Annotated in this window: 14 protein-coding genes; 10 read left to right on the top strand and 4 right to left on the bottom strand. The window is 57.2% G+C overall.

Annotated features, from left to right (window positions below; all coding sequences use genetic code 11):
* Positions 1 to 23 precede the first annotated feature (23 nt).
* Positions 24 to 3,557, bottom strand: coding sequence for a transcription-repair coupling factor (gene mfd / locus GJU83_RS02425; protein ID WP_153633581.1), 3,534 nt, complete (start codon positions 3,555 to 3,557; stop codon positions 24 to 26).
* 236 nt (positions 3,558 to 3,793) lie between these two features.
* Here mfd and GJU83_RS02420 point away from each other — a divergent pair, with 236 nt between their 5' ends.
* From GJU83_RS02420 to sthA, 10 genes are all read left to right on the top strand, one after another.
* Positions 3,794 to 5,248, top strand: a complete 1,455-nt coding sequence (locus tag GJU83_RS02420) for a glyceraldehyde-3-phosphate dehydrogenase (protein WP_370385341.1) — start codon at positions 3,794 to 3,796, stop codon at positions 5,246 to 5,248.
* Between the two features lie 269 nt (positions 5,249 to 5,517).
* Positions 5,518 to 6,864 carry a Na(+)-translocating NADH-quinone reductase subunit A gene (locus tag GJU83_RS02415; protein WP_069183241.1) on the top strand — a complete coding sequence of 449 codons (1,347 nt, stop codon included), beginning with the start codon at positions 5,518 to 5,520 and terminating at the stop codon, positions 6,862 to 6,864.
* Positions 6,865 to 6,868: 4 nt separating this feature from the next.
* Complete coding sequence (locus GJU83_RS02410) at positions 6,869 to 8,077, top strand: NADH:ubiquinone reductase (Na(+)-transporting) subunit B (RefSeq protein WP_064228852.1); 1,209 nt, start codon at positions 6,869 to 6,871, stop codon at positions 8,075 to 8,077.
* The gene (locus GJU83_RS02405) at positions 8,070 to 8,873 is read left to right on the top strand and encodes a Na(+)-translocating NADH-quinone reductase subunit C (protein ID WP_153633579.1); all 804 of its coding nucleotides are present in this window, start codon (positions 8,070 to 8,072) and stop codon (positions 8,871 to 8,873) included. The genes GJU83_RS02410 and GJU83_RS02405 overlap by 8 nt, the downstream gene beginning before the upstream one ends.
* 2 nt (positions 8,874 to 8,875) lie before the next feature.
* A complete protein-coding gene (locus GJU83_RS02400) occupies positions 8,876 to 9,541 on the top strand; it encodes an NADH:ubiquinone reductase (Na(+)-transporting) subunit D (protein WP_153633578.1) in 666 nt (221 codons plus the stop codon).
* Complete coding sequence (gene nqrE / locus GJU83_RS02395) at positions 9,541 to 10,149, top strand: NADH:ubiquinone reductase (Na(+)-transporting) subunit E (RefSeq protein WP_104320397.1); 609 nt, start codon at positions 9,541 to 9,543, stop codon at positions 10,147 to 10,149. The genes GJU83_RS02400 and nqrE overlap by 1 nt, the downstream gene beginning before the upstream one ends.
* Positions 10,150 to 10,186: 37 nt before the next feature.
* A complete protein-coding gene (gene nqrF, locus GJU83_RS02390) occupies positions 10,187 to 11,413 on the top strand; it encodes an NADH:ubiquinone reductase (Na(+)-transporting) subunit F (protein WP_136629792.1) in 1,227 nt (408 codons plus the stop codon).
* Positions 11,414 to 11,422: 9 nt separating this feature from the next.
* Positions 11,423 to 12,472: an FAD:protein FMN transferase gene (locus tag GJU83_RS02385; RefSeq protein ID WP_153633577.1), complete on the top strand. Its 1,050-nt coding sequence runs from the start codon at positions 11,423 to 11,425 to the stop codon at positions 12,470 to 12,472.
* A 12-nt stretch (positions 12,473 to 12,484) separates the two neighbouring features.
* The gene (gene nqrM, locus GJU83_RS02380) at positions 12,485 to 12,733 is read left to right on the top strand and encodes a (Na+)-NQR maturation NqrM (protein ID WP_153633576.1); all 249 of its coding nucleotides are present in this window, start codon (positions 12,485 to 12,487) and stop codon (positions 12,731 to 12,733) included.
* Between the two features lie 58 nt (positions 12,734 to 12,791).
* Positions 12,792 to 14,183: a Si-specific NAD(P)(+) transhydrogenase gene (gene sthA, locus GJU83_RS02375; RefSeq protein WP_136629789.1), complete on the top strand. Its 1,392-nt coding sequence runs from the start codon at positions 12,792 to 12,794 to the stop codon at positions 14,181 to 14,183.
* Between the two features lie 72 nt (positions 14,184 to 14,255).
* On the opposite strand, the gene GJU83_RS02370 is transcribed toward sthA, so the two are convergent.
* Genes GJU83_RS02370 through GJU83_RS02360 form a run of 3 tightly spaced genes read right to left on the bottom strand, consistent with a single transcriptional unit; the run spans position 14,256 to position 16,635 of the window.
* Positions 14,256 to 15,050 carry a glycerophosphodiester phosphodiesterase gene (locus tag GJU83_RS02370; RefSeq protein ID WP_153633575.1) on the bottom strand — a complete coding sequence of 265 codons (795 nt, stop codon included), beginning with the start codon at positions 15,048 to 15,050 and terminating at the stop codon, positions 14,256 to 14,258.
* Positions 15,047 to 16,174, bottom strand: a complete 1,128-nt coding sequence (locus GJU83_RS02365) for a 3-deoxy-7-phosphoheptulonate synthase (RefSeq protein WP_136629787.1) — start codon at positions 16,172 to 16,174, stop codon at positions 15,047 to 15,049. Before GJU83_RS02365 ends, GJU83_RS02370 begins: the two co-directional genes overlap by 4 nt.
* Positions 16,175 to 16,185: 11 nt before the next feature.
* Positions 16,186 to 16,635, bottom strand: coding sequence for a tellurite resistance TerB family protein (locus GJU83_RS02360; protein ID WP_153633574.1), 450 nt, complete (start codon positions 16,633 to 16,635; stop codon positions 16,186 to 16,188).
* Positions 16,636 to 16,653 lie beyond the last annotated feature (18 nt).

The following is a 16,653-nucleotide window of genomic DNA, read 5'->3' as shown; positions in this document are numbered from 1 at the left end:
TACTCCACATGTTGGTCGGCCGTTCATGAGCCGGATGCGTGACTTTTCGCAGGCTCCAGCTCGCCAAGCATCCGGGAAATGCCGTCGAGTTTACCACCGGTTGTGGCATCCTTCAGCCGAAAACGGAAGCTGTTGGCACCTTCGAGCCGGTATTGGTCCGGTGCAGATTGCACTTTTTTAACCAGAACCAGAGGGTCCACCGGAGTCGAACTGCCAAACTCGAGGCGCGCCCATTCCTTGCCAGCGTCAACTTTCACGATGCCCAGGCCTTCTGCCCGGAGCCGAAGCTCGGTCTGGCGGATCAGATTCTTGGCCGGCTCCGGTAACAATCCGAACCGGTCAATCATTTCAACCTGAAGTTCTTTTAATGCATCCGGGCTGTCGACGCTGGCGATTCGCTTGTAGAGCATCAGGCGGTTATGAACATCCGGCAGGTAATCTTCTGGAATCAATGCCGGAATTCTCAGGTTCATCTCGGTGCCGTGGCTCAGGGGCAGGTCGGCGTTGGGTGTCCGGCCCTCCCGGATAGCCTTGACGGCCTCGTCCAGCAGCTGCATGTAGAGGGTAAAGCCGATGCTTTCGATCTGCCCGCTCTGTTCCTCGCCCAGCAGCTCACCGGCGCCGCGGATTTCCAGGTCATGGGTGGCCAGCATAAAGCCAGCGCCGAGGTCCTGCGCCTCCGAGATGGCGTCCAGCCGTTTTTTGGCGTCGGTCGTAATCGATTTCGGCGGTGGCGTCAGCAGATACGCATAGGCCTGGTGGTGCGACCGGCCAACGCGACCCCGAAGCTGGTGCAGCTGGGCCAGGCCGAACTTGTCTGCCCGCTCGATAATAATGGTGTTGGCGCTGGGAACGTCGATGCCGGTCTCAATGATGGTTGTGCACACCAGCACGTTGAAGCGCTTGTGGTAGAAGTCCGACATGATCTTCTCGAGATCCCGCTCCCGCATCTGGCCGTGGGCGACGCCCACGCGGGCTTCGGGAATCAGTGCCCGCAGATCCTCGGCGGTTTTCTCGATTGTTGCCACATCATTGTGCAGGAAGTACACCTGACCGCCGCGGAGAATTTCCCGCAAGATGGCTTCCTTGACCATGGCATTGTCTTTCTGGCGCACGAAGGTTTTCACCGAGAGTCGCCGGGCCGGAGGTGTTGCGATAATCGAGAGATCCCGCAGATGCCCCATGGCCATGTTCAGGGTCCGCGGGATCGGAGTCGCGGTGAGGTTGAGCATGTCCACTTCGGCCCGCAGCGCTTTCAATCTTTCCTTTTGCTGGACGCCAAACCGGTGTTCTTCATCAATGATGACCAGGCCGAGATTCTTGAATTTGATGTCACCCTGAAGCAGTTTGTGGGTGCCGATCACGATGTCGGCCTTGCCATTCTCCACCGCCTCGAGGGCTTTGCTGGTCTGGCCGGCGGTACGGAATCGGCTGAGCAGCTCGACCTGAACCGGGGTTTCTGAGAAGCGGTCCCGGAAGGACTCGTAGTGCTGTTGGGCGAGCAGGGTGGTGGGCACAAGAACCGCCACCTGTTTGCCGGACCATGTGGCCAGGAAGGCGGCGCGCATGGCGACCTCAGTTTTCCCGAAGCCGACATCACCACAGACCAGGCGGTCCATCGGTCGCTCACTGGTCATGTCCTCGAACACTGACTGAATAGCCACCTGCTGGTCGGGCGTCTCCTCGAACGGGAAGCCGGCCGCAAAGGCTCGGTAGGCCTCCTTCGGATCCTCGAAGCTGAAACCCTTGCGCGCCTCCCGGCGGGCGTAGACGTCCAGAAGCTCGGCGGCGGTATCGCGGATTTTCTCAAGGGCTTTCTGTTTTGCTGTGCTCCAGCGATCCGTGCCCAGTTTGTGCAGCGGCGCGTGCTCGGTGTCATTGCCGGCATAGCGGGAAATCAGATGCAGGCTGGACACCGGCACATAGAGTTTGGAGCCACCGGCGTACTCCAGCATCAGAAACTCGCTGGCCTCGCCCTCAACGGTTATGGTTTCGAGGCCCAGATAGCGGCCCACCCCATGGTCGATGTGAACCACCGGTGCACCGATCCGCAATTCCGACAGGTCCCGAAAACCTGCATCGTCGGTTTCTGTGGGCTTCTCCCGGCGACGTCGCTGCAATACCCGCTCGCCAAATAAAGCCGTTTCTGTAATAAGGGCGATGGAATGCTCGGGTAGTACCAGGCCTTGCTCCATCGGGGCAATGGTAATGGCCAGCGGGGTTTCGTGATCGTCCAGAAAAGCCTGCCAGCCGGCCAGGGTTTTCAGCTCAAGGCCCTGTTCGCCAAGATTCTCCAGCAGGGCTTCCCGCCGGCCGGATGACTCTGCGCAGATCAGTACGTGGCCGTCAAAATCACCGAGAAACCGCTTGAGACGGCCCGCAGGATCAGCGGCACGACCATCCATGGCGATATTCGGCAGGGTTCTTGTCGGGCAATTGACCGATCCTGTGGCCTCCTGGGAATCGGAGGAGATGGTTACCCTGGGAAAGGCTTTCAGGTGTCTGAACAGCTCCTCCTGCTGCAGAAACAGCCGGGTGGGTGGCAGTATCGGCCGCAGTCGATCGTGGCGACGGTCTTCGTAACGGTTACGGGTTTCGCTGTCAAAATGGCTGACCGCGTCGTTCAGCCCGTCGGCGGTAAAGACATGGGTCGCCCCAGGCAGATAATCGAACAGGGTTGCCGTCTCGTCGAAGAACAGGGGCAGGTAGTACTCGATCCCCGGTGGCGTGATGCCCTGGGTCACGTCCTGGTATATGGGCGTGTCCTTGTCGGCGTCCGGAAACTGCTCGAACCAGCGGCTACGGAAGCCCGACCGTGCTTCCTTATGCCATGGAAATTCGAAAGCAGGCAGCAGTTCGATCCGATCTATCCGGTCAATCGAACGCTGGGTTTCGGGATCGAAGGTCCGGAGAGTTTCGATTTCATCATCGAACAGGTCAATCCGGTAGGGGAGGCTGGCGCCCATGGGAAAAATGTCCAGTATCGCGCCGCGAACGGCGTATTCACCGTGTTCGTAGACGTTCTCGGCGTGCCGGTAGCCTGCCGCCTCCAGCTGCATGCGCCAGTTTTCTATATCCAGGGACTGCCCGACTTCCAGAAGCAGAGTATTGCCCTGGAGGTAGTTAACCGGCGGCAACCTGTGCATCAGGGTTCTTGCAGGAACTACCAGTACCCCATGGCTGGTCGAGGGCAAGCGATGCAGCGTCCGGATTCGCCGGGAGATGATGTCCTGATGCGGGGAGAACAGATCGTAGGGCAGGGTTTCCCAGTCCGGCAGGGAGAGCAGCTCCAATCCGTCTTCGCTGATGGCGGGGCCATCCTCTTCAGGAGGCAGCCCGAGAAAGAACCGCATCGCCTGTTCAAGCCGGATGGCATCGGCGGTGCTCCGGGTTATCACCAGAGTCAGGCCTTTGTGGGCGCGGGCGCTTTCACAGATGGCCAGCGCATCACTGCTGCCATGTAATTGGCCCCATGTCCTGTGATCAGCCGCTCGGGAAGGGAATTCCGGGGCAATCATGGATCGGAGTGACGGGCGTGTGCTGGCACCTTGGCTCATGGGCGGTCTGATTCTCCTGGTTTGGGTGTCCGGGCGGCGGTGTGGCGCGTATTCTAACGCTCGCGACTGGCACTGTCATGGCGCTGAAGCCGTGGCTGACACTTGCTTAATCGACGGGCGGGTTCTATACGAAGGTCATGGTCTGGTGTATTTGCGGTCAGCCGGATTAAGTTGGATAATATGCGCCCCATTTTCCAAGTGCCAACTGCAGAGGTTCAAGCGTGAGTCACGAACAGATCAATCAGCACCTGTCCAACTGGACAGAAAGAGAATCCACCGCGGAAGCCATGATTCCGCTGATCGGCCGCCTCTACCGCAAAAACAATGTGGTTACTTCTGTCTATGGTCGCGCCATCATCAACCAGTCGGTCATTGATATCATCCGCGCTCACCGTTTCGTGCGCCAGGTTGAAGACAGCGAGCTTTCTGTTCACGACACCCTGCCGATCCTGCAGGCGATGGACAAACTTGATCTGGGCCGCGCTCACGTCGATATCGGCAAGTTGGCGGTCAAGTTCAAAGAGGAAGGCGGTGACCTGACCGAGTTCCTCAAGCGTGAAATCGGTCCGGTAGTTGGCCAATACGCCGCTCAGTCCGAAGAAGACGCCCACAACGATACCAAGGATGTGGTTCTGTACGGCTTTGGCCGTATCGGCCGTCTGCTGGCGCGTATCCTGATCGAGAAAGCCGGTGGTGGTAACAACCTGCGCCTGCGCGCGATTGTTGTACGTCAGGGTGGTGCAGAGAACGATCTCGAGAAGCGTGCGAGCCTGCTTCGCCGCGATTCCGTACACGGACCGTTCGATGGCACCATTACCGTCGATGAAAAAGAATCAGCCCTGATTGCCAACGGCAACTACATCAAGGTGATCTACTCTGACGGTCCGGACAAGGTAGATTACACCGAATACGGCATCAACAACGCCATTGTGATCGACAACACCGGCAAGTGGCGTGACGAGGCCGGGCTTGGTCTGCACCTGAAGTCCAAGGGCGTCAGTCGCGTTATCCTGACTGCGCCGGGCAAGGGCGACATCAAGAACATCGTCTATGGTATCAACAACGACTGGATCACCAACGAAGACAAGATCCTGTCGGCGGCTTCCTGTACCACCAATGCCATCACCCCTGTGCTGAAAGCGATTGAGGATGAGTACGGCATTGAAGACGGTCACGTCGAGACAGTGCATTCCTACACCAATGACCAGAACCTGATCGACAATTACCACAAGGGAAGTCGTCGCGGACGCAGCGCTGCCCTGAACATGGTAATCACCGAGACAGGTGCCGCCAAGGCCGTTGCCAAGGCGCTGCCGGTGCTTAAAGGTAAGTTGACGGGCAATGCGATTCGCGTTCCGACGCCGAACGTGTCCATGGCGATTCTGAATCTCAACCTCAAGAAAGAGGTCGATGCGGAAGGTGTGAACGACTATCTGCGGGATATGGCGCTGCATTCAGAGCTCCAGAAGCAGATCGACTTCGTGAACTCGCCGGAAGTGGTTTCCACCGATTTCGTCGGTTCCCGTCATGCCGGTATCGTTGATGCGCAGGCAACCATCGCCAGCGGCAAGCGTCTGATCCTGTACGTCTGGTACGACAACGAGTTTGGCTATAGCGCTCAGGTTATCCGCGTGGTCAACCAGATGGCCGGCGTAAGTTACCCGATCTTCCCCAAACGTGCGAGAGACTGAGTCGATCGCGCCGATCTGGTGAAGTGAAGGTCCTGAAAACCCCGATGGCGAGTGCTGTCGGGGTTTTTGTTTTTATAGTCAGTGTCGTCGGGGTTTTTCGATGTCGACGTATAACCTGTTCCGAGTTCTGGTGGAAATAGGATTCCTTAATCTCTATAATTGGCGCGATTTTGGGTACGTCTGGCACTCCGTTTCTCATGGTTTTTCTGGGCCGCAGGTGTCGGGCGTTACGAATCCATTGAAAAGTTTCTGATGATTGGATGAGGCTAATGATCAAGATCAAAAAAGGCCTGGATCTTCCCATCAGCGGCGCTCCCGAACAGACCATTACAGACGGCAAACCCGTTCGCCACGTGGCGTTGATCGGTTTTGACTACATCGGCATGAAGCCGACGATGGCTGTGAAAGAGGGAGACCGTGTCAAGCGCGGTACGCTGCTGTTCACGGACAAGAAGACCGAAGGCGTTCGTTATACCTCACCCGCCGCCGGCGTGGTGAAAGAGATTAACCGTGGTGAGCGTCGTGTGTTCCAGTCGATCGTTATCGAAATCGATGGCGATGAGGCTGAGACCTTTGCGCGCTACAGCGACGCGGATCTTGCCGGCCTGGAACGCCAGCAGGTGGTAGACAATCTGGTGGAATCCGGGCTTTGGACGGCGTTCAAGACGCGGCCTTACAGCAAGGTTCCCGCGATTGACTCCGCGCCCAACTCCATTTTCGTGTCGGTCATGGACACCAATCCGCTGGCAGCGGACCCGACGGTCATCATTGGCGAGAACAGTCAGGCATTTGAAAACGGCCTCAAACTGCTTACCAAGCTGACTGCAGGCAAAGTCTTTGTTACCGGCAAGCCAGGATCCAACGTGGCGGTTCCCAAGACCGACGCCGTTGAAGTCCACCAGTTCGATGGCAAGCATCCTGCGGGTAATGTTGGTACCCACATCCATCATCTGGACCCGGTATCCGGCAGCAAGACCGTCTGGAGTATCAATTACCAGGACGTCATCGACATCGCCAAATTGTTTGAATCCGGCGAAGTGCCGGTAGAGCGTATTGTCGCGATCGGTGGCCCCAAGGCTTTGAAGCCGCGCCTGGTGCGTACCCGCCTGGGTGCCAGCCTCGAGGAGCTTCTGGACGGCGAAGTTGCCACGGATTGCGAGGTCCGCGCGATTTCAGGTTCCGTGTTCGGTGGTCGCCGTGGCGATGGCCCCTGCGCTTACCTTGGCCGCTTTGCCAATCAGGTATCCGTGCTTGAAGAAGGCAACAAGCGTGAGTTCATGGGCTGGTTGTCTCCGGGCCCGAACCGCTTCTCGGTGCTGAACATATATCTGTCCAAGCTCGCCAGTGGCAAGCTTTTCAACTTCACCACCACGACCAACGGTAGTGAGCGGGCAATGGTCCCGGTTGGCGCTTACGAGCAGATCATGCCTCTGGATATCCTGCCGACGCAGTTGCTGCGTTCACTGATTGTCGGTGACACAGAGATGGCACAGAAGCTTGGTGCGCTGGAGCTGGATGAAGAAGATCTGGCGCTGTGCACATTCGTGTGCCCGGGCAAATATGAATATGGTCCGATTCTCCGCGAGAACCTGACCCGAATCGAGATCGAGGGCTAATACGATGGCTATCAGACAGTTTCTCGATGGAATCGAGCATCACTTTGAAAAGGGTGGCAAGTACGAGCGCTGGTACGCGCTGTATGAGGCCGTGGATACCATTTTCTACACTCCCGGCAAGGTAACCTCAACCACCGCCCATGTGCGTGACGGCGTTGACCTCAAGCGCATCATGATCACGGTATGGCTGTGTACTTTCCCGGCGATGTTCTTCGGTATGTGGAACATCGGCTATCAGGCCAACAGTTTCCTGGCATCTAACCCGGATGCCATGGTCGCTGACGGCGGCCTGCGTACTGCCTTTATCCAGGCGCTTGCAATTACCGGCGCCGGTGCCGGCGTATGGGATAATTTCGTGTACGGCATGGCTTACTTCGTGCCCATTTACTTCGTGACCTTCGTGGTTGGCGGTTTCTGGGAAGTCCTGTTTGCCACTGTGCGTCGTCACGAAGTGAACGAAGGCTTCTTCGTTACATCTGTACTCTTTGCACTGATCTGCCCGCCCACCATTCCGCTCTGGCAGGTGGCCCTGGGTATCACCTTCGGTGTCGTCATCGGTAAAGAAGTATTCGGAGGTACTGGCAAGAACTTCCTGAACCCGGCTTTGACCGGTCGTGCGTTCCTGTACTTTGCCTATCCGGCGCAGATTTCCGGTGACACCGTCTGGACCGCGGTTGATGGTTTCAGTGGCGCAACTGCGCTGAGCTGGGCTGCAAGTGGCGGCCTGGAAGCCCTGGAAGCGCAAATTGGCTGGATGAGCGCCTTCATGGGCACCATTCAGGGCTCCATGGGTGAGACCTCAACGCTTGCGGTACTGATCGGCGGTCTGATTCTGCTGGCTATGAAAATCGCCAGCTACCGGATTGTCGGTGGTGTGCTGATCGGCATGATCGGTATGTCCCTGTTGCTGAACATTATCGGTTCTGAAACCAATCCGATGTTCGCCATTCCGGCGCACTGGCATCTGGTCATGGGCGGATTCGCCTTCGGCATGATGTTTATGGCAACGGATCCGGTTTCTGCGGCAATGACCAACACCGGCCGCTGGTGCTTCGGTATTCTGGTGGGCGTGATGACGGTTCTGATCCGCGTGATCAACCCGGCCTTCCCGGAAGGCATCATGCTGGCCATCCTGTTCGCTAACCTGTTCGCGCCGCTGATGGACCATTATGTGGTTCAGGCCAACATCAAACGGAGGCTTGCTCGTGGCTAAAGCTAAAGAAACTGTCTCCCGTACGCTGATCGTTGCGCTGGTGCTGAGTATTGTATTCTCCGTCGTGGTCTCCACGGCGGCGGTTCTGCTTCGCCCGGCCCAGATCCAGAACCAGAACCTGGATATCAAGACCAACATTCTGTCTGCCGCTGGCATGCTGGAGTCTGGCTCCAGCGCTGAGCAGATCGAAGAGGCGTTTGCGCGTTTTGACGTCCGGCTGGTCGATCTGGATACAGGTGAATTCGTCGAGCCTTCCGACGTGGGTGTCCAGGACCCCATGAAGTACGACATGTACAAGGCCGCTTCGGACCCTCAGATGTCCACCAACATTCCGTCTTCTGAAGACAAGGCCGGTATCAAGCGCCGTCCGAATGTTGCCAAGGTCTACACCATGAGCGAGAACGGCCAGATCAACCGCGTGGTTCTTCCGATCCACGGCTACGGTCTCTGGTCTACCCTTTACGGCTTCATTTCCCTCGAGGGCGATCTGAACACCATTGAAGGTCTGGGCTTCTATGCGCACGCAGAAACCCCGGGTCTTGGCGGTGAGGTGGACAACCCGCGCTGGAAGCGCCAGTGGGTTGGTAAAGAGGTCTACAACGAAGACCGTTCGGAACCCCAGGTGCGACTGGTCAAGGGCGGCGTCAGCGCCGATGCCCAGGATAAGGAGCACAAGGTTGATGCTCTCTCTGGTGCGACCCTGACAAGCCGTGGCGTTGAACAATTGGTCAACTACTGGATGGGCGACCGCGGGTACGCGCCGTTCCTGCAAAAACTTCGTGAAGGGGAGGTCTGATCATGGCAGATGCATCAGCCAAACAGGTTCTCTTCGAACCGATCTTCAGCAATAACCCGATTGCCCTGCAGATTCTGGGCATCTGTTCAGCGCTGGCGGTAACCACCAGCATGAACGTCACTCTGGTTATGTGTATGGCGGTTATCGCCGTTACCGCATTTTCCAACCTGGCCGTGTCTCTGGTACGCACACAGATCCCGGGCAGCATCCGGATCATCGTGCAGATGACCATCATCGCCTCTCTGGTAATTGTGGTTGACCAGGTGCTCAAGGCCTATGCCTATGAGATCTCCAAGCAGCTTTCGGTGTTCGTTGGCCTGATCATCACCAACTGCATCGTCATGGGCCGCGCAGAAGGTTTCGCCATGAAGAACGGCCCCTGGCTGAGCTTCCTGGATGGCGTTGGTAATGGCCTCGGCTACTCCGTACTCCTGATCTTCGTTGCCTTTTTCCGCGAGCTTCTGGGTGCCGGCTCCCTGTTCGGTGTATCCCTGATGCCGGTAGTCAACGAAGGTGGCTGGTACATTCCGAACGGTCTGTTGCTGCTGCCGCCGAGCGCGTTCTTCATTATCGGCCTGGCCATCTGGGGTCTGCGGACCTGGAAGCCGGAGCAGGTTGAAGAGCCGGACTATAAAATGTCCCGCCATGTCGCCAAGGAGGCTTTCTGATGGAACATTATATCAGCCTGATTCTGAAGGCTATTTTCGTTGAGAATATGGCTCTGGCCTTCTTCCTGGGGATGTGTACATTCCTGGCTATCTCCAAGAAGATCGAGGCGGCGACGGGTCTCGGTATTGCCGTGGTGGTGGTACTGACCGTAACCGTGCCGGTGAACAACCTGCTGTACAACAGCATTCTGCGGGAAGGGGCCCTGGACTGGGCAGGCCTGCCCAACGTAGACCTGAGCTTTCTCGGCTTGCTGACGTATATCGGTGTAATCGCGGCTATTGTCCAGATCATGGAAATGGTTCTGGACAAGTATATCCCGGCGCTCTACGCCGCTCTGGGTGTGTTCCTGCCACTGATCACGGTGAACTGCGCCATTCTGGGTGCTTCGCTGTTCATGGTGGAGCGTGACTACACCTTTGGCGAGAGTGTGGTGTATGGCTTCGGCGCCGGCCTCGGCTGGGCTCTGGCCATCATTGCCCTGGCGGGTATCCGCGAGAAACTCAAGTACAGTGACGTTCCGGAAGGCCTCCGTGGCCTGGGTATCACCTTCATTACTGTTGGTCTGATGTCCCTGGGCTTCATGTCCTTCTCCGGTATCTCACTGTAATTCACCCGGTGATTCGGTTTAACGAAAAGGCGAGACCATGAATACAGAAATTATTCTCGGCGTGGTCATGTTCACCGTTATCGTTCTGGCCCTGGTCGCAGTGATTCTTGCGGCCCGGTCCAGGCTGGTAAGCACCGGTGACGTGACCATTGAGATCAACGATGATCCTGAACACACGCTGAAGACCGAAGCCGGCGGCAAGCTGCTCGGTACCCTGGCAAACAGCGGTATTTTCCTGTCCTCTGCCTGTGGGGGCGGTGGTACCTGCGCACAGTGCAAATGCAAGGTGCTGGAAGGCGGCGGTGCCATGCTGCCAACGGAGAAGACCCACTTTACCAACCGTGAAGAGAAAGAAGGCTGGCGTCTGTCCTGCCAGGTTCCTGTGAAACAGGACATGAAGGTTGAAGTGCCGGAAGAGTTCTTCGGCGTCAAGAAGTGGGAATGCGAGGTTATCTCCAACCACAACGTGGCTACCTTCATCAAGGAGCTGGTGCTCAAGCTGCCCGAAGGCGAGGAAGTGGACTTCCGGGCCGGCGGTTATGTTCAGCTCGAGTGCCCTCCCTACGAGATCGACTTCAAGGATTTCGATATCGAGGAAGAGTTCCACGAAGACTGGGACAAGCACAACATCTGGCGTTACAAGGCGATTAACAAGGAAGAGACCATCCGGGCCTATTCCATGGCGAACTACCCGGAAGAGAAGGGTGTTCTCAAGTTCAACATTCGTATCGCCACGCCGCCTCCGGGCACCGATCACCCGCCGGGCATCATGTCCAGCTACGTCTTCAACCTGAAGCCGGGTGACAAGGTAACCGTGATGGGGCCGTTCGGTGAGTTCTTCGCCAAGAAGACCGATGCTGAAATGGTGTTCATCGGCGGCGGTGCCGGTATGGCGCCCATGCGTTCTCATATCTTCGATCAGCTCAAGCGCCTGAACTCCAAGCGCAAGATCAGCTTCTGGTATGGCGCTCGGAGCGTCCGCGAGATGTTCTACGTGGAAGATTTCGACGGGCTGCAGGAAGAGAATGAAAACTTCGAGTGGCACGTTGCGCTCTCCGACGCGCTGCCCGAGGACAACTGGGAAGGGCCGACTGGCTTTATCCATAACGTGTTGTACGAAAACTATCTGAAGGACCACCCGGCTCCGGAAGACTGTGAGTACTACATGTGTGGGCCCCCAATCATGAACGCTTCCTGCATCAAGATGCTCAAGGATCTTGGTGTTGAGGATGAAAACATCATGCTGGATGACTTTGGAGGCTAAGCAGTCCTGATGACATCCCGCATGGTACGACCCGCCAGGGTGGCCCTGGCCAGCGCTTTTACAGCGCTGGTCTTTGCCGTTCTGGCGGGTTGTTCGTTTCAGCCAGAAGAAAAAATCTGGGAAATCTCCGGCCCCGTGTTCGGCACCAGCTACCACATCAATGTCGTATTGACCGAGGATCCGGAGAAGCTCGAAACTCTGGCCAGTGGCATCGATGGGGTGCTTGAAGACGTCGATGCATCAATGTCGACCTGGCGCGATGATTCTGAGCTGTCCCTTTTCAACCAACGGAACGATCAGTCCGAATGGATTCCCGTTTCAGCCGGGTTGTTTGAGGTGCTCCAGAAAGCCCGGGAGATCTCCTCGATGACTGGCGGCGCTTTTGACGTAACCATCGGTCCGGTTGTGAATCTATGGGGTTTCGGGCCCCAGGCAAGGCCGGAACAGGTGCCGTCGGAAGAATCGCTTGCCATGGCTCTTGCCGCCACTGGCTACGAAAAGCTTGAACTGCGGGCAGATCCGCCCGCCGTGCGCGCGACACCACCGCAATACGTGGATCTTTCGGCGATTGCCAAGGGCTACGGAGTGGATGCGGTAGCCCGTTTCCTGGAAAACGAGGGTATCGAGGCTTATCTGGTGGAAATTGGCGGCGAGGTTCGGGTAAACGGCCGCAAACCGGATGGCAGCACCTGGCGACTGGCCATCGAGCAACCGGTGTCTGAGGGGCGCGAGGTGAACCGGGTTGTGGCGCTGGAATCGCGTGCTATGGCAACATCGGGTGACTATCGTAACTATTACGAATCGGAAGGGCGTCGCTATTCCCATACAATAGACCCTGAAACCGGTAAACCGATTGCGCACAGGCTGGCGTCGGTAACCGTTATCGCAGACGACTGTATGACAGCGGACGCCCTTGCGACCGGCTTTAACGTGATGGGCTATGAGCAGGCCAATGAGCTTGCGGTGAGGGAAAACATCCCGGCCTATTTTATTGTCAGGACGGAAGAGGGCTTCGAGACACACCAGACGCCGGCTTTTTCGTCCTACGTGACTCAATGAGGGGAGGGCAATATGGGTACCTTTCTTTTGGTTCTGTTTATTGTAGTGCTGCTGGTTGCAGCTATGTCCATCGGCGTAATTCTGGGCCGCAAGCCCATCAGTGGAACCTGCGGCGGGATTGGCGCGCTCGGTATCAGCCAGTCCTGTGATATCTGCGGCGGCAACACCCAGAAATGCGAAGAAGAAAATGAGCGATTGGCCAACGAGGGCAAAGAGCCCGAGGCTTTGGCTTACGACGCCAGCAATACCAGCAAGCACTGATCTGTTTCTGATAATTACAATCAACTTTTCACGACGTAGATAAGGAGTCACTGCGCGCATGGCAGAACATCATTACGACGTCGTCGTTATCGGCGCCGGCCCGTCCGGCGAAGGCGCGGCGATGAATGCGACGAAACATGGCAAACGTGTCGCGATCATCGAGGACAAGCCTACCGTCGGCGGGAACTGCACTCACTGGGGCACCATCCCTTCCAAGGCGCTGCGCCACTCCGTCAAACAGATCATCACCTTCAACACCAATCAGATGTTCCGGGATATCGGGGAGCCCCGCTGGTTCTCCTTTCCCCGGGTACTTCAGAACGCCCAGAAGGTCATTGGCAAGCAGGTCAAGCTCCGAACCCAGTTCTATTCCCGCAACCGGGTGGATCTGATCAACGGGCGGGCTTTTTTCATCGACCAGAACCGTATTGAGGTCCGTGGCAGCAAGTCCTCCGAGACCCTTCACTTCAAGCAGGCGATTATCGCCACAGGGTCCAGGCCCTATCTTCCGCCAGATGTGGATTTCCGGCACCACCGTATCTACAACTCGGACACCATCCTGAACCTGTCCCATACTCCCAGAACCCTGATTATCTATGGCGCGGGCGTTATCGGCTCAGAATACGCGTCGATTTTTGCAGGGTTGGGCGTGAAGGTGGATCTGATCAACCCGGGTAGCCGGCTGTTGTCGTTCCTGGATGACGAAATTTCCGATGCCCTGAGTTACCACCTGCGCAATAACGGCGTCCTAGTGCGCCACAACGAGCAGTACGAGTCGGTTGTGGGTGATGACCACGGCGTAGTGCTGTCGCTGCAGTCCGGCAAGAAAATCCGTGCGGATGCATTCCTCTGGTGCAACGGGCGCAGTGGCAACACTGAGAAGCTTGGGCTGGAGAACATCGGCCTGGTGCCCAACGGTCGGGGTCAACTGGCGGTTGATGAGCACTACCGCACCGAGGTGGAGAATATCTACGCGGCGGGTGATGTGATCGGCTGGCCGAGTCTGGCAAGCGCGGCTTATGACCAGGGCCGTTCGGCGTCTTCAGACATTGTTGATGACGAGTACTTCCGCTTTGTGTCCGATGTGCCGACCGGGATCTACACCATTCCGGAAATCAGTTCCGTGGGGAAAACCGAGCGTGAACTGACTGAAGCCAAGGTGCCTTACGAGGTTGGACAGGCGTTCTTCAAGGATCTGGCCCGCGCGCAGATCACCGGAGAAGCGGTAGGCATGCTGAAAATCCTGTTCCACCGGGAGACCCGCCAGATTCTGGGTATCCACTGTTTCGGTGACCAGGCCGCAGAAATCGTTCACATCGGCCAGGCGATCATGAATCAGGAAGGAGAGGCCAACTCTCTGAACTACTTCATCAATACCACGTTCAATTACCCGACCATGGCGGAAGCCTACCGGGTTGCCGCATTGAATGGCCTGAATCGAATTTTCTAGGCTGCTACAGAAAACGGGGTCCGGGGAAAGCATTCCTCCGACCCCGTTTTCTTTTGATTCAATTTTTTGCTCTCAACCCGCCGAGACGGCCTCCTGGTTCGGGGTAACTCCGTCCTGACTCTGGGGGAGCGACAGCGCCGATCTGGCCCGATTATCGAAAAACATGCGTGTGCTTGTTGGATAATCGGTGATGATGCTGTCCACCCCCATCGCTTCCAGTTGCAACATGTCGTGAATCCGGTTCACTGTCCAGGTGGACACATGCATACCCCTGCGATGGGCCTGTTCAACCAGCATTTTGGAGCACAGCTTCCAATTGATGCAGAGGTAGTCACAGCCAAGCCGGTTTGCCATGCTCAGTGGCCGTGGAAACTTTCGTTCCGCTACGAGGCCGATGCGGATGTTTGTGTTCCGCCTACGGATCTGTTTCAGGATCCAGGTATCTGACGAGGTTATCGCCACCGTCTGGTAAAGGTTGCGACGCTGGATCACCTCGGTCAGCCGATTGCTCAGGATGTTCAGCCGCTGACGCGTATCCTTCTTGACCTCCAGTTGCAGGTGTTCGATGTCGTCGAACTGATCGAGAAGGTCTTCCAGGGCGGGGATCCCTGTAGGTTTGGGCCAGGAGCTGGTGTTACGACGAGCGTCCATGGCTGCAAGTTCGGCCGCTGTGTACTGGCTGATGCTGCCTTTCTGACTGGTGGTGCGGTCTACTGAAAGGTCATGCACAAGAACCGGCTTGCCGTCCTTTGAGAGCACCAGATCCAGCTCGAAATGCCGGATACCGTGCCGATGAGCATGAACAAATCCCGGGAGGGTGTTTTCCGGGGCTTCTCCCTTTGCGCCTCTGTGTCCGTAGACAATCATTCCGCTGCGTCATCCTTCAGGCGTTGATAAATGGCCTGGCGCTTCTTCCAGGTATCATGGCAAAGGCGAATATCTTCCAGGTAGGCCGGCAATTCTTGCATGAGAAGCGCCTGGGGCCCATCTACAAGCGCCTTTTCCGGTTTGGGGTGGAAGTCCACCAGCACCATGTTGGCGCCCGCTATCACGCCCTGTGCGGTGGCGTGCATGACATCCAGAATTCCGTCTGGAGACTGTTCGCGGCTGCCAACCGAGTGGGACGGGTCTACGCACACCGGCATACGGGTGAGCCGTTTTACCGCAGGCACATGGGCAAAATCCACCATGTTCCGATGCGGCTGCCCAGCTTCGGTTTTCATGCCTCTCAGGCAGAAAATAACATTCGCGTTGCCCTCGCTGGCGAGGTACTCCGCGGCGTTGAGGGATTCGTTCAGGGTAATCCCGAAGCCGCGCTTGAGGAGTACCGGGTAGGTGCTCTGGCGGCCGATGGCCTTCAGTAGTTCAAAGTTCTGGGTGTTTCGGGTACCGACCTGCAGCATGACGCCGGTGGGTCTGCCCAGTTTCTCCAGGCAGGTGTCGATTTCCTCGATGTGGCTCTCGTGGGTGATCTCCATGGCGATCACCTTGATACCGTGCTTGCCAGCCTTCTCGAACACCCAGGGCAGGCAGCCCTTGCCGTGCCCCTGGAACGAGTAGGGGTTGGTGCGCGGCTTGTAGGCGCCCATCCGGGTGCAGACTTCGCCGTTGTCCTCAAGGGCCTGCATCATCATTTCGACGTGCTCGGGCACATCGACCGCGCAAAGGCCGGCAAAAATGTTCAGATTGGACTGGTTGAACTCGACACCGTTGTAGGTGAAACCGCTTTGCCGGCGATCATCCCGGTGACGGCCCAGAATACGGTAGTCTTCCGAGATACGAATCGCCCGTTCAACCGCTGGCAAGGCCTCAATCTCTTCCTTGTTCAGGGGTTTGGTATCCCCAAGCAGATAGATTTCGGTCAACCTCTGGGTGGCACCCTGGACCTCGTGAACCCGAACCGTGACGTTCGGGAGATTCTCGAGGTAGTGCATGGTCTGCCTGTATTCCTCGCTGTCCAGGGAGGTATTGGGATGAAGAATCGCTAGCATGCTGTCTCCTTTCAAGAACCGGCGTTTTGCGCCCGGTGCCGCGCCTGCATGAACTCCCGGTGATTAAGATGCAGCAGGTCTGCCATGCGGCGAATAAGATGTTCTTCGTATTTGTCGATGCGACCGTCGGCAAAAGCCACGCGCCAGATACTTTCAAGCAGGGCCTGCTTGCCTTCCTGGTCGAGGTGCTCGTTGATCTGGCCGGTAAATTCATAGAGTGATGTGGCATCGTCTGCGTGGTTCAGCGCATCCTGCAGAATTTCCTCTGCTTCGGCCCGGGTGACCTGGTGCGCTTTCACAGCCCCGTCGACAATGGCCTGTAGCTCGCGTTCGTCCTCGTGCTGGTCGATCCGTGAAACCTGAACCATCAACGCGGTTGCAGCCACGGCCAGTTGGTGAGAATCCGGTTTCTCGCTCTCAGCTTCCGGTGCCGCAAAGAGTTTTTTCAGGCTCTCGATCATGATCGGACAATCCCACTC

Origin of the sequence: Marinobacter salsuginis, from assembly GCF_009617755.1 — a bacterium.
GTDB lineage: Bacteria > Pseudomonadota > Gammaproteobacteria > Pseudomonadales > Oleiphilaceae > Marinobacter > Marinobacter salsuginis.
The sequence above is the reverse complement of the archived record's forward strand: the minus strand, read 5'-3'. Positions and strand labels throughout refer to the sequence as shown.

Excerpts from the sequence above, each read along its gene's own strand:
- mfd (WP_153633581.1), bottom strand. The coding sequence starts at position 3,557 with ATGAGCCAAGGTGCCAGCACACGCCCGTCACTCCGATCCATGATTGCC.
- GJU83_RS02415 (WP_069183241.1), top strand. The coding sequence starts at position 5,518 with ATGATCAAGATCAAAAAAGGCCTGGATCTTCCCATCAGCGGCGCTCCC.
- GJU83_RS02410 (WP_064228852.1), top strand. The coding sequence starts at position 6,869 with ATGGCTATCAGACAGTTTCTCGATGGAATCGAGCATCACTTTGAAAAG.
- GJU83_RS02400 (WP_153633578.1), top strand. The coding sequence starts at position 8,876 with ATGGCAGATGCATCAGCCAAACAGGTTCTCTTCGAACCGATCTTCAGC.
- nqrE (WP_104320397.1), top strand. The coding sequence starts at position 9,541 with ATGGAACATTATATCAGCCTGATTCTGAAGGCTATTTTCGTTGAGAAT.
- nqrF (WP_136629792.1), top strand. The coding sequence starts at position 10,187 with ATGAATACAGAAATTATTCTCGGCGTGGTCATGTTCACCGTTATCGTT.
- GJU83_RS02385 (WP_153633577.1), top strand. The coding sequence starts at position 11,423 with ATGACATCCCGCATGGTACGACCCGCCAGGGTGGCCCTGGCCAGCGCT.
- nqrM (WP_153633576.1), top strand. The coding sequence starts at position 12,485 with ATGGGTACCTTTCTTTTGGTTCTGTTTATTGTAGTGCTGCTGGTTGCA.
- sthA (WP_136629789.1), top strand. The coding sequence starts at position 12,792 with ATGGCAGAACATCATTACGACGTCGTCGTTATCGGCGCCGGCCCGTCC.
- GJU83_RS02370 (WP_153633575.1), bottom strand. The coding sequence starts at position 15,050 with ATGATTGTCTACGGACACAGAGGCGCAAAGGGAGAAGCCCCGGAAAAC.
- GJU83_RS02365 (WP_136629787.1), bottom strand. The coding sequence starts at position 16,174 with ATGCTAGCGATTCTTCATCCCAATACCTCCCTGGACAGCGAGGAATAC.
- GJU83_RS02360 (WP_153633574.1), bottom strand. The coding sequence starts at position 16,635 with ATGATCGAGAGCCTGAAAAAACTCTTTGCGGCACCGGAAGCTGAGAGC.